The following is a 14006-nucleotide window of genomic DNA, read 5'->3' as shown; positions in this document are numbered from 1 at the left end:
TGCCGGGTCGAGGCGCGGGTTGGCTCAATTCGCCGACCCCGTCGCGGGGGCGGCCGGCACGTCGTGTTTCCGGTGCGCCTTGCCCATCTTGTCGGCCACTTCCTTGGGCATGTAGGTCTCGTCGTGCTTGGCCAGCACGTCCTCGGCCACGAACACGCCGTCCTTCATCGAACCGGTCGCCACCACCGCCTGGCCCTCGCGGAACAGGTCCGGCAGGATGCGGTCGTAGACCACCGGCAACTGGGCGTCGCCGTCGGTGACCCGGAAGTGCGCCTGCAGCGAGCCGGTTTCGCGCTTGAACGAACCCTTTTCGACCATGCCGCCCAGGCGGAAGCGCGCATGTTCGCCGGCTTCGCCGCGCAGCACTTCGGCCGGGGTGTACAGGTAGGCGACGTTGCGCTGCAGGGCCATCGCGATCAGCGAGGCGGCGACGCCGGCGGCGAGTACCAGCAGCAGCACCCAGATCAGGCGGCGGCGGCGGACGGGATTCATCGGTTCAACTCCATCGGCGAGGGCGCGGCGGCGCGGGCTTCGCGCGCGGCGCGCAGGCGGGCGGCACGCAGTTCGCGGCGGATCTGCAGGCGCGGGGCGATGAAGTCCCACAACAGCACGATGGCGAACACGGCGTAGGCGCCGACGACATAGGACAGGTAGTTCATGGTTTGGTTCCGGCCAGTCGGGCGACCCAGTCCTTGCCCGACTCGCGACGTAGGTTGTCCGCGCGGGCCCGGGCCAGCAGCGAGCCGGCGAACCAGAATTTGGTGGCCGCCACCATCAGCCACAGCGGCAGCATCATGCTCGGGTCCATCCGCGAGCCGCCCATCAGGCTGATGGTCTGGCCCTGGTGCAGCGAATTCCACCACACCACCGAGTAGCGGATGATCGGCAGCAGCGCCACGCCGACAATCGACAGCAGGCCGGCGGCGCGCGCGGCGGCGCGGCGGTCATCGATGGCGTTGTACAGGCCCATCACGCCCAGGTACAGGAACAGCAGGATCAGTTCGGTGGTCAGGCGCGGATCCCAGTCCCACCACGTGCCCCACATCGGCTTGCCCCAGATGGAGCCGGTCGCCAGGGTGATGACGGTGAAGCCGGCGCCGATCGGCGCGCAGGCCATGGCCAGGATCTCGCACAGCTTGATCCGCCAGATCAGCGCGATGGCGGCATAGAACGCCATCAGGCCGAACACGAACAGGCTCATCCAGGCCGAGGGCACGTGGATGTAGAGGATGCGGAAACTGTCGCTCTGCTGGTAATCGGCAGGCACGACGAACAGCGCCTGCCACAGGCCGAAACCGAACAGCACGATCGCCGCCAGGTAGCACCAGGGCGTCCAGCGGGCGGCGAAGCGATCGAAATAGGGCGGCGAACCGAGTTGGTGGAACCAGCGGACGAGGGGATTCATGGAAGGTGTTTCATCGCTCGCGGTCGATGGAGCGCGCCACCCTGGCCCGCTCCGCAGCTCTGTTCTGTGAAATCACCCCATTTTCCCAGACTTGGGGCCGCCGCGCCAACCGCGCGGGGCCCCGTCTGTCTTGACCCCGGTCAAGGCTTGAGGGTCAAGGTGCCCTTCATCAGCGCCGAATGGCCGGGGAAGCTGCAGAAAAACGAGAACGGTCCGGTGCCGGCGAGCTTGGCGACCGGAATCTGAACCGAGGTGCTTTCGCCGCCGCCGACCACCTTGCTGTGGGCGATGACGCGGGCGTCGCCGGCCTTGATGTAGTCGGCGGCCAGCCCGGCCTTGATGCCGTCGGTGTCGATGCCGGCGATGTCGGCGGTCTTGGCGACGACCACGTTGTGGCCCATGACGTTCTTGGCCAGCTTGCCGGTGTGCTTGAGGTTGATGGTGAAGGTGGTGCAGCTCTTGCTGACGTCGATGTTGGACAGGTTGTACTTCATCGCGTCGTTGCCCTCCAGGTTGACCGAGCAGGTGGCGGCGCGGGCGGCCAGCGGCGAGGCGGCCAGGGCGAGCAGGGCAAGGCAGGAGGCAAGGCGGTGGTTCATGGAAATTCTCCGGAACGTGGGGTTGGGACGGGTGGTTCAGGGACCCTGCGCGGCCAGCCAGGCCGACAGGGCGGAGATGGTGTCGTCGTCCAGTCGCTGGCCGACGCCGCCCATCACGAAATCGTTGGTCGAATGATGGAGCTGGGCGGTGCGGAAGGCATTCAGGCGCACCTGCAGGTAGATCGCGTTCTGTCCACGCAGCGAAGGATACGCCGACCACGGCGCATGGCCATCGCGATCGTCGCGCGTGGCCAGCGGGTGGCCGCCGGCGTCGGCGCCGTGGCAGCCCTGGCAGGGTGGCAGTCCTTTGCCGGGGTCGCCTTCCATGAACAACTGCCGGCCCCGTTCCAGCAGGGCCGTATCCGGTGCCGGCGCTTCTTCCTGCGCGGGCGCGCGGCCGGCGGGCAGGCTGGCGTAGTACAGGGCCAGATCGCGCATGTCCTGGTCGTTCAGGCTGGCGGCCAGCGGCGTCATCGCCGATTCCGGCATCGCGCCGCTCTGGTATTCGACCAGTTCCCAGTACAGGTACTCGGCGCGCTGGCCGGCCAGGTTGGGAAAGTTCGGCGCAATCGAAATGCCGGCGGCGCCGTGGCAGGCCGCGCACAGTTCGGATTTGGCCTTGCCGGCCGCCGGGTCGCCGCGAAGGCGGGTGATCCGGCGCAGGTCACGGTATGCGGGCGGCATGGCGGCAGGCGCTACGGTCGCGGTGGGCTCGGCCGGCGCGGTGCCGGCCTGTGCATTTTCCGTGGATGTCTCCGCAGCGGGATCCTGCGCGACCGATTCGCTCGTGCCGGCCAGCGCCGCCACACCCAGCGCGAACACGATGGCGGTGAACAGGCCGGTGCCGGTGGGCGGGTTCATAGCGACACCTCCAGGCTCACGCCAACCAGATTGACCCGGTAGTCGCCGGGGCCGCCATCGGTATAGACGCGATGGTCGAACACGCGCGCCTCGTCGAAACCCAGGTAGTGCCAGTCCGACAGCCGGCCACGCTCGTAGGTGTCGAACACACGCATGCGGGTTCGTGCGTTGAGCGGGAAGCTCAGCCCCACCGACAGCGCATTGACCCGGTAGATCATCGGCGGATAGCGGCCATCGGCCGAGGCCGCCAGCGCCGGATTGGCCAGCGCGCCGTGCGAGGCGAAGCGGTAGCGGGTGGTGCCGCGCGAGTCGGTCCAGTTCCACGCGACGTCCAGTTGGGCGCGGCCGATAGCCTGGTTGAGATTGATGCCGGCGTAACGGTTGCGCTGGCGATCGTCGATCCACCAGCGGTTGGCATGCGGGTAAGTGGGGCCGCCCAGCGTCGGATCCGGCGTCAGCGCCGCGTCGTTGACGTTGGCGATACCCAGATCCGAGCGGTCGTAACCCAGCCATGCGCTGGCCACGGTGGTGGTGGCGGGCTGCCATTCCCATTGCAGGCTGGCGCCGCGTGTGTCGTAGTCCTGCCGGCCCAGTTCGGCGTCGTAGTCGTTGCGCTCGCCGCGCACCGACGCATAGAGGGTCATTTCACGCGGCAGGATGAACGTCGCCATCAGATCCAGCTTGTGCTGGGTACGGCTGGCGAGGTCGTACTTGCGCAGCGCCGACACCGTATGCGCGGGCACGCCGCCGGCCGGCTCGACGAAGCCGGGCAGATCCGTGGAGAAGGTGAATTCGTAGGGATCGTAGAAATAGCGGCTGCCGCTGCGATCCAGGTAGGTGTAGTTGGCGCGCAGGGTCAGCCATTCGCGGGCGCGGTTGTTCCAGGTCAGGCGCAGGCTGTCGTCGCGGGTGGTGGCGACTTCGCGATGGGCGCGCTCGATGGCGGTGTGGGTGTAGGTCACGCCCAGCGTGTTGCGCTGGGTCGGGCGCCAGTCCAGGCCCATCGAAACCTCCCGGGTTTCCTTGTCCAGCGGCAGGTTGCGCACCCGGGTGATCACCGAGGGCGCGAGCAGTGGATCCCACACGCCCATTTCGCCGGGAACCACGCTGCCCTGCGAACCGTTCTCGGCCACATAGCCCCACTGGCCGGTGAGCGGGTTGTAGGCCTGGTAGGTGCCGTCATAGTCCTCGCGGTAGTACTTGGCCTGCCCGCGCACGGTCAGCGTGGTACGCGGCTGGAACACCGCGCGCACGTCCAGGCGCTGGGTGTCGATGCCGAGATCGGCGGTCTTGCGCGACAGCGCATCCGGGGTGTTCCAGTCGGCGCAGTCGAACAGGAAGCCCGGCCCGATAGGCAGGCCGAACTGGCCCTGGCAGTTCATCGGCGCCAGCAGGCGTTCGTTCTGGCGCATCGTGCCCAGCGATGTGTTGAAGGTCAGTTCGCCATTCCACGGCAGCTTGCGGGTGAACACCGCGCGCAACTGGTGGTAGTCGTTGTCCGGCTCGTAGGCGAACTCGCCACTGGTGCGCTGTGGCGGGGTCACCCCCGGCACGACCGAGTACAGGCCGAACGGTACCTGGTAGTCGTAGCCGTTGAAGCGGTTGCGGAAGAACGAACCGGTATAGCTGACATCCATCCGCCACAGGTTGCCGGTGAAGCGCACGCCGCCGTTGACGTTCACCGTACTGTCGTCGATCGGGCGCGGGATCTCGTAGATGCCGCCGTTGGCCGGGAACGGGTAGTTGAAGAAGAACGGCCCGCCGAACGGACGCGCGCCTTCGCGCTGTTCGTGGCTGGCGTTGAAGTAGGCCGCCCAGCGTGGATTGAGGAAATAGTTGATGCCCACGCCCTGCTTGTCGCGGACCACGCGCAGGAAGCGCTCCGGCTGCGCGCCCGCCACCGCGGCCACCTGCGCCGGAGTGCTGGCGGCGGGCGTCAGGCCACCGGCGAGGGTGAGGTGCTGGCCGCCGACGCCGTTCCAGATCGAACGCGCGTTGCCACTGGTCACGTTGGGCTGGGTGCGCACGAAGGCCTGTACGCGGAACTTGCCGGCGCGGCCGAACACCGCGCGATAGAACTGGTTGTGCTCGTTGATGCGGCTGGCACGGAAATCCAGGTAGCTGCCGTCGCTGGCGCGTTGCAGGCGGAAGCGTGCATCCACCATCACGCCATCATCGAAATCGTTGAAGCGGCGCCACTGGGTCGCGCGTTCGTCGCCGGACACGTGCAGGTAACCCAAACCCACGCTGCCTTCGTAGGCCCATTCGCCGTGCGGTTTCAGCTCGGGCCACGCGGGCGCGCAGGGATACAGGAAACCGGTCGGCGTGCGCCGGGAACCGGCGCGCAGCCAGCTCATGCCGTCGGCATCGCAGCCGATGCCATGCATGCCGCTGGTGTCCAGCGCATTGCCGAAATGCAGGTCGGTACCCAGGCCGCTGTCCTGGGCCTGCGCGGTGGCGGCCAACGACAGCGCCATGGCCAGCGCGGCCACTTGCGGCAACCGGAGCGTGCGGAACGTCGAGACCATCATGCTCCCTCCGCTACTTGTGGAGACGGGGACCGGACGGGTGGTTGGAGCCGTGGATCTGCGCGTGGCAGGTCAGGCAGCCGCGTCCCATCAGGCGTTCGTCCGGCGCGGGACCGGTGCCCAGCGACGCGCTGGTCAGCAGATCATTCGGGTGGCGCGTGTGCGAGTGGCACTGCTGGCACAGCATCGGCACCGGCGCCACCAGCAGCGCGTGCTGGTTGGATCCGTGCGGGGTGTGGCAGTTCAGGCAGCTTTCGCGCACCGGCGCGTGTTCGAACAGGAACGGGCCGCGCTTTTCGGCGTGGCACTGGTAGCAGGTCTCGTTGACGGTGTCGGTCTTGAGCAACGAGGCGTTGAGGGTGCCATGCGGATTGTGGCAATCGGCACAGGTCATCTCGCCTTCCGGCAGCGGCATGTGCGAGCGGCGGTTGAACTGCTGGCGGACGTCCTTGTGGCAGGTCGCGCAGGTCTCGCTGACCGACTGGCGCGCGGTTAGTCCTTCGGCGGACAGGCGCGCCATGGGGTTGTGGCAATCGCTGCACGACAGATCGTTGCGCTGGTGCACCGAGCCCAGCCAGCTGTCGCGCGGACCGCCGGCGTGGCAGCCCAGGCAACTGCCGGTCTGCGCCGACACCGGGGTGCCGCCATCGTGGGTGAAGGCGATGATGCTGCCCTTGGCGGTCGGGTTCTGGGCGTGCGCCGAACCGGGACCATGGCAGGCCTCGCAGGTCGGGGTGGCCGGATTGGCCTGCTGCGCGGCCTGCATGCCGAGTGCATGCACGCTGTGGGCGAAGTTGGCCTGTTCCTTGCCGTGGCAGGCCGTGCAGGTCGCCTCGCCGATCGGCTTGGCGGTCGGTTGCAACGGATTGGCCGGCACGGTGGCGAAGGCGAAACCCGGCGCGTCGGCGAAATGGTGGGCCGTGCCGTCCTGGCTGCCGAAATGGGTGGCGGGGAGTTTCGAGGGATCAAAACCGGCCGGGGCGCTCTGCGCCATCACCGGCGCCAGCCAGCTCGCTCCGAGCATGGCCGCCGCGGCCAGGACAAACATCAGACCCAACAATGCGCGCCGCATCCTGTTCTCCCTTGCGCCTGGCTTGCCAAGGCTGGCTAGCCGCAGGGCTTGTAACGTTCATTACGATAAACGCTGAGTGAATGCGTGATGGAGATCAAGCTGCGGTGCAGCATTGGATGGCGCGCGACCCCGTTGGCTGGCGGGACGCGATGGGGGGATTTTCGGCCGGTATGCCGCCGGATCAGGCGTGCGGGCGGGGCAGGACGCCTTCCAGGAAAATCGACACCGCTTCGCGGGCCTCCACCTTCACCCGCGGCTTGTCGGCCACGCCGATGCGGCCGTTGACCGAGCGCAGGATCACGCCGCCGAATACCATCATGTAGAAGCGGTCCGCGACGATGGCAGGGTGCTCCAGGATCAGCCGGCCGCTCAGTTTCTCGCGTTCGAAGTACTGGGTAAGCAGGCGCTCGGCCGGCGTCACGCCGTGCTCCATGAACCAGTCGCGCAATTCGGGAAAGCACAGGCCTTCGCCGACCACGATGCGGTGGGTGACGATGCGGCCCGGCGACAGGATTTCCTCGACCATGCGCTCGGCGGCCAGCGGCAGTGCCTGTTCGGGCGGCAGGTCGGAGCGGTACAGCATTTCCAGGCCTTCGCCGAAGGCGGCGATGCTGCGCTTCATGATCGCCAGCGCCAGGCCGTGCTTGTCGCCGAACGCGTTGTAGAGCGTGGACAGCGAGCCCCCCGAGCGCGCGACCACGTCGTTCAGCCGTGCATTGCGGTAGCCCTTTTCGAGGAACACCTCGGTGGCCGCCTCGATGAACCTTTCGATGCGCAGTTCGATCCGTCCCGAGACATCGGTGCGCGGGCGCGCGGACTTGTCGGACGGATACGGCGGCGGTTCGGGAAAATCCGTCATGGCGGCGTGGAATCAGTTGAGGGCGATGCGGATCGCGGCGGCGGCGGTCAATGGCGCCAATACCAGTGCCAGGACCAGCCCGGCGCCGAGCAGCAGCAACGCGCCACTGCCGTCCAGGCCCTGCGCGCTGGCGGCGACGCTGCCTGCGCCGAACACCAGGATCGGCACGTAAAGCGGCAGCGCCAGCAACGCGACCAGGATTCCGGAGCGTCGCATGCCGACCGTCAACGCGGCGACCACGGCGCCGAGCAGGCTCAGCAACGGCGTGCCAAGCGCGAGCGAGGCGAGCAGGGCGGGCAGTTGCGGGCGCGGCAGGTGCAGCAGTTCGCCCAGCAGCGGGGTCACGATGATCAGCGGCAGCGCGGTGGTCGCCCAGTGGGTCAGCACGCGCACCGCGACCAGCCAGGCCAGCGGCACCGGCGCGAGGATCCACTGTTCCAGCGAACCGTCCTCGGCGTCGCCGCGGAACAGCGTGTCCAGCGACAGCAGGCCGGCCAGCAGCACCGCCACCCAGATCACCGCCGAGGCCACCTTGCCGAGCGCGTCCGGCTCGCCGCCCAGTCCGAGTGCGAACACCACCACCACCAGCAGGGCGAACAGCGCCGGTTGCAGCGCATCGCCACGACGGCGCCACATCAGCCGCAGGTCGCGCACGACCAGCGCCGAAGCCGACGCGAACAGGCCGGGCGTGCTCATGCCGCGCCTCCCAGCATCAGCATCCGGGTCTGCACCGGAGGGGCGGCGTAGGCGCCATGGGTGGTGACCAGCGCGGCGCCGCCGCTGCGCAGGTGCGCGGAGATCATCCGGTTGACCAGGTTGATGCCCTCCAGGTCGAGATTGGCGTAGGGCTCGTCGAGCAGCCACAGCGGCGCCGGCGACAGCCACAGGCGCGCCAGCGAGAGGCGTTTCTTCTGGCCGGCGGAGAGCTGCCGCGCCAGCGCGTCCTCGTAGCCGGCCAGGCCGACCATCGCCAGTGCGTTGCCGGGCATCTGGCGGGCGCGGCGACCATGCAGCCCGCACAGGAAGTTGAGGTTCTCCAGCGTGTCCAGATCCGCCTTCAGCGCGGGCAAGTGGCCCAGGTAGGCAATCGCCCGCGAGCGCTGGGTGGCGTTGGCCGCGCGTCCGTCGATGGTGATGTCGCCGCGATCGGCGCGCAGCAGCCCGGCCAGCACGCGCAGCAGGGTGGTCTTGCCGGCACCATTGCCGCCCTGCACGAGCAGCGCTTCACCGGCATCCACCGCGAAGTCCAGCGGGCCGAACACCGGTTCGTCGTTGCGCGAGAAGGCGAGGCCGTGGGCGGCCAGCAGCGGCGGAGGGTTCGGAACGGAATCGATCATCAGGCGGAAGCCTTCGAAGAAGGCGGGTCTCGGGCGGCAATCAGCCGGCTATTGTATGCGAGCCTCCGCGTGGCGCTCGTTGCGCGGCTGGCGCTCAGCCGGCCCATTCCACCGCCGCAAGATCCGGCGCATCACCTGGCCGCGTCCACATCAGCCTCAGCCGGACCGGTTGCCCTTGCCGCCAGTGCAGGATGCCGCCCTGGGAAAAGGCGCGCGCGAGCGCATCGGCGTCCTCGCGCGCCAGATCCAGCACCAGCCAGCCGGGCTCGAGCCAGCCGCCGCGGTCGTCACCGGCCCGGGCCGGCACATGGACATGCCCGGCCTCGCGCAGGCGGGCCTGCAGGCGCCGGTCGGCCGCGCGGTTGTCCTCGTCCGTGCGCGTGGCCAGGGGCGGGTTCCAGGCCGTGATCCACAGGTAGTCGCAGGCCGGCAGGCGCGCCTCCAGCGCCGCGGCCGGCTCGCCGATCCGCAGCGGCCAGGCGCGATCGTCCAGCAGCACCTCGTACCGGGCCGCGCACCAGGCGCGCGCCAGCCGGCATTTTTCCGGATCGGGAACGCTGTATCCGTTCATGGCCCCATCATCGCCGGACGCCTTCATTGCGTACACTCCGCAGTCCCCCTGTGAGACCGGACCGGCGGATGCCTCTCGAAACCAAGCTGCCCAAGGTGGGCACCACCATCTTCACCGTGATGTCGCAACTGGCCGCCGAGCACGGCGCGGTCAACCTGGGACAGGGTTTCCCCGACTTCGCGGTGCCGCAACGGCTGGTCGACGAACTGGACCGCGCCATGCGCGAGGGCCACAACCAGTACGCGCCGATGACCGGCGTGGCGCCACTGCGCCAGGCAATCGCCGGAAAGGTGCTGCGCTGCTATGGCCGCCAGGTCAATCCGGATACCGAAATCACCGTCACCAGTGGCGCCACCGAGGCGCTGTTCAATGCCATCCATGCGGTGGTACGCCCGGGCGAGGAAGTGATCGTGCTGGATCCGGCCTACGACAGCTACGAGCCGGCGATCGAACTGGCCGGCGCGCGCGCGGTCCACGTCGCGCTGGATCCGCGCAGCTTCGCGGTGGACTGGGACAAGATCCGCGCCGCGATCACCTCGCGCACGCGACTGCTGATCATCAACAGCCCGCACAATCCTTCCGGCGCGATGCTGGACGAAACGGACATGACGGCACTGGCCGAGATCCTGCGCGATACCGGCATCTTCCTGATCTCCGACGAGGTCTACGAGCACATCGTGTTCGACGGCCGCCGGCATGAGTCGGTGCTGCGCTATCCGGAACTGGCCGAGCGCGCCTTCGTGGTGTCCAGCTTCGGCAAGACCTACCACTGCACCGGCTGGAAAATCGGCTACGCCATCGCACCCCCCGCGCTGAGCGCCGAGTTCCGCAAGGTCCACCAGTACAACGTGTTCTGCACCTTCGCGCCGGCCCAGCACGCGTTCGCGGCGATGATCCGCGACGAACCGGAACACTACGAACAGCTGGGCGCGTTCTACCAGGAAAAGCGCGATCGCTTCCGCGCGCAGTTGCTGGAAACCCGGCTGAAGCCGTTGCCGGTGCCGGGCGGCTACTTCCAGTTGGTGGACTACTCGGCGGTCAGCGATCTGCCGGACACCGAGTTCGTGCGCTGGCTGACCATCGAACATGGCGTCACCGCGATTCCGCTGTCGCCGTTCTACGAGAACGCGCCGGCGGATCAGCGTCTGGCGCGCCTGTGCTTCGCCAAGAACGCGGCCACGCTGGACGCGGCCATTGAACGCCTGAAGAAGCTGTAGTTTTCCATCACCCGACGGATCCAGACCGACATGCAGGACCTGCGCCTCTCCCTCGTCCAGGGCATCACCCGCTGGCATGACCCGGCCGGCAACCGCGCGTATTACGGCGACCTGATCGCGCCGCTGGCGGGCCAGACGGATCTGGTGATCCTGCCGGAGACCTTCACCAGCGGCTTCAGCAACGATGCCATCGACCGCGCCGAAGGCATGGACGGTGAAACCGTTGCCTGGATCCGCGAGCAGGCCCGCAAACTCGACGCGGCGGTGACCGGCAGCGTGCAGTTGCGCACCGACGAGGGCGTGTTCAACCGCCTGCTGTGGGCCACGCCCGACGGCGTTCTGCACAGCTACGACAAGCGCCACCTGTTCCGTTACGCCAACGAACACAAACGCTACGCCGCCGGCCGCGAGCGCCTCACCGTGGAATGGAAGGGCTGGCGGATCAATCCGCAGGTCTGCTACGACCTGCGTTTCCCGGTGTTCTGCCGCAATCGTTACGATGTGGAGCGACCGAGGCAGCTGGATTTCGACCTGCAGATCTTCGTCGCCAACTGGCCGGCCGCGCGTGCCCATGCCTGGCGCACGCTCCTGCGCGCGCGCGCCATCGAGAACCTGTGTTTCGTCGCCGCGGTCAACCGTGCCGGCACCGACGGCAACAATCTTGATTATTCCGGCGACAGCGCGGCGATCGATTTCCTCGGCCAGCCCCTGGTGGAACTGGGGCCGGGCGAGGGCGTCACCACCACGACCATTTCGGCCGAGGCGCTGGCGGCGCACCGCGAGCGCTTCCCGGCGATGCTCGATGCGGACCGCTTCGAGCTTGCCTGAAGCACCACCCCGCATCTGGACGATCGGGCATTCCAGCCGCGACTGGCATGCCTTCGTGGCGATACTCGCCGGCGCGGGTATCGAGGTCGTGGCCGACGTGCGCCGCTACGCGGCTTCGCAACGGTATCCGCAGTTCGCCGGTGCCGCGCTGATGCGTGGCCTGTCGGAGCTGGATGTCGATTACCTGCCGATGCCTTCGCTGGGCGGACGCCGCGAACCGCGACCTGATTCGAGCAATACCGCCTGGCGGCAACCCGGCTTCCGCGGCTACGCGGACTACATGCAGACGCCGATGTTCATCGATGCCCGCGCCGCGCTGGCCGAAGTCGCAGCACGGCGCCCCACGGCGTTCCTGTGCGCCGAGGCGGACTGGCGCAACTGCCATCGCGGCCTGATCGCCGACGCGTTCACCGCCGACGGCTGGGAGGTCTTGCACCTGCTCGATGATGGGCGGCACGAAATCCACCCGCTGACCCGCGCCGCGCGCCTGGTGGACGGCCGCCTGGACTACTCCCTCCCGGTGCCACCGCAGGGCGAGTTGTTCTGATCTTCATCGGCAGTTGTGGGAGCGACGTGAGTCGCGATGGGACGTCCACGGGGCGCACTCTTTCGGTCCTGTCACCTGTCACGACGAATCACGTTGGCGTTTCCGCGTGACCGGCCATCCGGTCGCGACTTACGTCGCTCCCACATGGGAACTCAACGCATCAGCGCGCCGGACGCTCCGGCAGGATCTGGCACACCGCCTGGCAAAGCGCCAGCACCTTGCCGTCGGGGCCGCGTGCTTCGCCGGCCAGGTGCAGCTGGCCGCGGGTGCGTTCGATCAGCCGCGCGGTGCAGACGATGTGCGACACATCCGGCGTCACCGGGCGCAGGTACTGGGTATTGAGCGAGGTGGTCGCGCTGGGCGGGGCGATCAGGTAGGAGAACGGGCCCAGGGTGTTGTCGAGCGCGGCGACGATGAAGCCGCCCTGCATGTGGCCGATCGGATTCTGGTAGCGCGCCAGGACCGGAAAGCGCATGCGCAGCGATTCGCCTTCAATGTACTCGACCACCTCGCCCTGCATGTCCAGCAGGCAGGGTGGCGGAATCTGCAACGGCGCGCCCGCCGGCAGCCGCGCGCGCAACAACGCATTGATGTCGGCCGCGCTCATGGGGTGAAGCTCAGTTCGAACGCGGCCAGGAACGGCGCACGCGGCGGCGGTTCCAGGAAGCGCCCATTGAGTTCCTTCTCCACGCAGACCGCCAGCGCGGTATCGCCCTGGCGCCAGGTACGGACGATGCGGCCGCGCGCGTCCACCTCGACGAGGATCACGAACGCGGCGGTGTCGTGGCGCGGATCGGCGCAGTTGGCGACGCTGGTTTCCAGTTGCCGCGACTGCGCCTGCTGGAAGGCCGCGCGCTTCACCGGATCCAGCGAGGCCTCGTCGCGATCCGCCTGCGCCTTGGCATCGGCGAAACCCTGCGGTGTCTGCGCGGGTCCGGCGAACGGCAGCAGGGCAAGGGCGAGCAATAGGCCGGCACGGATCATGGCGTGGCCTCCGGCGGCGTGAGCCGCAGCAGCTTGCCGTCGTTCTCGTCGGTCAGCACGTAGACGCTACCGTCCGGACCGACCCGCACGTCGCGCACGCGCTCGCCGATTTCGTTGAGCAGGCGTTCCTCCGACACGATCGCATCGCCCTTCAGGCTCAGGCGGATCAGGTTGCGCTCGGCCAGCGAGCCGAGGAACAGGCTGTCGTTCCAGGGCGATCCGGCATGGCCGGCGTAGAACGCCATGCCGCTGAGGCCCGGCGACTTCTCCCACACGTGATAGGGCTGTTCCATGCCGGCTTTCTCGCGGCCCTGCGCTTCCGGAATCGGCAGGCCGGAGTAGTTGATGCCGTGGGTGATGACCGGCCAGCCGTAGTTGCGGCCGGGTTGCGGCAGGTTGATCTCGTCGCCGCCGCGCGGACCGTGTTCGGATTCCCACAGCTTGCCGGTGCGCGGGTCGATGGCCAGGCCCTGCATGTTGCGGTGGCCGTAGCTCCAGATCTCCGGACGGGCATCGGCCTTGCCGACGAAGGGATTGTCCTGCGGCACGCTGCCGTCCAGGTTCAGCCGGACCAGCTTGCCCTGCAGCTTGCCCAGTTCCTGCGAGGTGGGCCGATGATTGCGCTCGCCCTGGCTGATGAACACATGGCCCTGGCCGTCGAAGGCCAGCCGCGAGCCGAAGTGGTTGGGACCGTCCAGCTTCGGTTCCTGCCGGTAGATGACCTTCACCTCCGTCAGCGCATCGGCGCCCAGCGTGGCGGTGGCCACCGCGGTGCCGGCGGTGCCGTTGTCACCCGGTTCGGCGTAGCTCAGGTAAATGCGCTGGCGGGTGGCGAAATCCGGCGCGAGGACGACGTCCAGCAGGCCCCCCTGGCCTTCGGCGAACACCTTCGGCACGCCCGCCAGCGGCGCGGAGATGGCGCCATCGGCGCCAACCCGGCGCAGTTGGCCGGAACGCTCGGTGACCAGGAAGCCGCCTTCCGGCAGCAGCGCCAGGCCCCAGGGATGATCCAGCCCCTGCGCGATCACGCGGACCTGGATGCTGCCCAGCGCGCTGGACAGGGTACGCGCGGCGGGCGGTTGCTCGGGCGCGGGCTTCGCGGCAGTGGGTGCCTGGGAATCGCCGTCGCGTGCCTGGCAGGCGGACAACGCGGTGACGGCGAACAGGGCAAGCGCGAGGGCGGAACGATGGGGCATCG

General features: G+C 68.5%; 17 protein-coding genes. 3 read left to right on the top strand and 14 right to left on the bottom strand.

From position 1 onward, the window contains the following. Window positions 1–24: 24 nt before the first annotated feature. The 11 genes from ccmE to FG323_RS04400 all read right to left on the bottom strand — a co-directional run bounded on the left by ccmE (window position 25) and on the right by FG323_RS04400 (window position 9232). On the bottom strand, window positions 25–492 hold the full coding sequence (gene ccmE / locus FG323_RS04450; RefSeq protein WP_141453226.1) for a cytochrome c maturation protein CcmE: 468 nt from the start codon (window positions 490–492) through the stop codon (window positions 25–27). Continuing rightward, window positions 489–659, bottom strand: a complete 171-nt coding sequence (gene ccmD / locus FG323_RS04445; protein WP_141453225.1) for a heme exporter protein CcmD — start codon at window positions 657–659, stop codon at window positions 489–491. The genes ccmE and ccmD overlap by 4 nt, the downstream gene beginning before the upstream one ends. Next, window positions 656–1405: a heme ABC transporter permease CcmC gene (gene ccmC / locus FG323_RS04440; protein ID WP_141453224.1), complete on the bottom strand. Its 750-nt coding sequence runs from the start codon at window positions 1403–1405 to the stop codon at window positions 656–658. Before ccmC ends, ccmD begins: the two co-directional genes overlap by 4 nt. 140 nt (window positions 1406–1545) lie before the next feature. Beyond that, a complete protein-coding gene (azu, locus tag FG323_RS04435; RefSeq protein WP_141453223.1) occupies window positions 1546–2004 on the bottom strand; it encodes an azurin in 459 nt (152 codons plus the stop codon). Window positions 2005–2040: 36 nt separating this feature from the next. Beyond that, complete coding sequence (locus tag FG323_RS04430) at window positions 2041–2865, bottom strand: c-type cytochrome (protein WP_141453222.1); 825 nt, start codon at window positions 2863–2865, stop codon at window positions 2041–2043. Continuing rightward, entirely contained in the window at window positions 2862–5393 is a 2532-nt protein-coding gene (locus FG323_RS04425) for an MtrB/PioB family outer membrane beta-barrel protein (protein ID WP_181444080.1), read from the bottom strand. Before FG323_RS04425 ends, FG323_RS04430 begins: the two co-directional genes overlap by 4 nt. Window positions 5394–5406: 13 nt before the next feature. Then, complete coding sequence (locus FG323_RS04420) at window positions 5407–6465, bottom strand: DmsE family decaheme c-type cytochrome (protein ID WP_141453220.1); 1059 nt, start codon at window positions 6463–6465, stop codon at window positions 5407–5409. Between the two features lie 181 nt (window positions 6466–6646). Beyond that, window positions 6647–7324, bottom strand: a complete 678-nt coding sequence (locus tag FG323_RS04415) for a TetR/AcrR family transcriptional regulator (RefSeq protein WP_141453219.1) — start codon at window positions 7322–7324, stop codon at window positions 6647–6649. Window positions 7325–7336: 12 nt separating this feature from the next. Next, entirely contained in the window at window positions 7337–8020 is a 684-nt protein-coding gene (ccmB, locus tag FG323_RS04410; RefSeq protein ID WP_141453218.1) for a heme exporter protein CcmB, read from the bottom strand. Continuing rightward, a complete protein-coding gene (gene ccmA / locus FG323_RS04405; RefSeq protein ID WP_141453217.1) occupies window positions 8017–8661 on the bottom strand; it encodes a heme ABC exporter ATP-binding protein CcmA in 645 nt (214 codons plus the stop codon). The genes ccmB and ccmA overlap by 4 nt, the downstream gene beginning before the upstream one ends. Before the next feature lie 94 nt (window positions 8662–8755). Beyond that, window positions 8756–9232 (bottom strand): DUF3293 domain-containing protein, encoded by a 477-nt coding sequence (locus FG323_RS04400; RefSeq protein ID WP_141453216.1) that lies wholly within the window; start codon window positions 9230–9232, stop codon window positions 8756–8758. A gap of 68 nt (window positions 9233–9300) precedes the next feature. Here FG323_RS04400 and FG323_RS04395 point away from each other — a divergent pair, with 68 nt between their 5' ends. The 3 genes from FG323_RS04395 to FG323_RS04385 are packed head-to-tail and all read left to right on the top strand — an operon-like array spanning window position 9301 to window position 11824. Next, a complete protein-coding gene (locus FG323_RS04395; protein WP_141453215.1) occupies window positions 9301–10449 on the top strand; it encodes a pyridoxal phosphate-dependent aminotransferase in 1149 nt (382 codons plus the stop codon). A 30-nt stretch (window positions 10450–10479) separates the two neighbouring features. Further along, complete coding sequence (locus tag FG323_RS04390) at window positions 10480–11277, top strand: amidohydrolase (RefSeq protein ID WP_141453214.1); 798 nt, start codon at window positions 10480–10482, stop codon at window positions 11275–11277. After that, on the top strand, window positions 11270–11824 hold the full coding sequence (locus FG323_RS04385) for a DUF488 domain-containing protein (protein WP_220094124.1): 555 nt from the start codon (window positions 11270–11272) through the stop codon (window positions 11822–11824). The genes FG323_RS04390 and FG323_RS04385 overlap by 8 nt, the downstream gene beginning before the upstream one ends. Before the next feature lie 160 nt (window positions 11825–11984). Here the strand turns inward: FG323_RS04385 and FG323_RS04380 are convergent, their stop codons facing one another. The 3 genes from FG323_RS04380 to FG323_RS04370 are packed head-to-tail and all read right to left on the bottom strand — an operon-like array spanning window position 11985 to window position 14004. Continuing rightward, window positions 11985–12431 carry a PaaI family thioesterase gene (locus FG323_RS04380; RefSeq protein ID WP_141453212.1) on the bottom strand — a complete coding sequence of 149 codons (447 nt, stop codon included), beginning with the start codon at window positions 12429–12431 and terminating at the stop codon, window positions 11985–11987. Further along, a complete protein-coding gene (locus FG323_RS04375; RefSeq protein WP_141453211.1) occupies window positions 12428–12808 on the bottom strand; it encodes a hypothetical protein in 381 nt (126 codons plus the stop codon). Before FG323_RS04375 ends, FG323_RS04380 begins: the two co-directional genes overlap by 4 nt. Next, the gene (locus tag FG323_RS04370) at window positions 12805–14004 is read right to left on the bottom strand and encodes a PQQ-dependent sugar dehydrogenase (protein ID WP_141453210.1); all 1200 of its coding nucleotides are present in this window, start codon (window positions 14002–14004) and stop codon (window positions 12805–12807) included. Before FG323_RS04370 ends, FG323_RS04375 begins: the two co-directional genes overlap by 4 nt. Window positions 14005–14006: the final 2 nt, after the last annotated feature.

Source organism: Pseudoxanthomonas sp. z9 (assembly GCF_006542425.1).
Classification (GTDB): domain Bacteria; phylum Pseudomonadota; class Gammaproteobacteria; order Xanthomonadales; family Xanthomonadaceae; genus Pseudoxanthomonas_A.
Note: the sequence above shows the minus strand (reverse complement) of the source record. Positions and strands in the feature narration are given on the sequence as shown.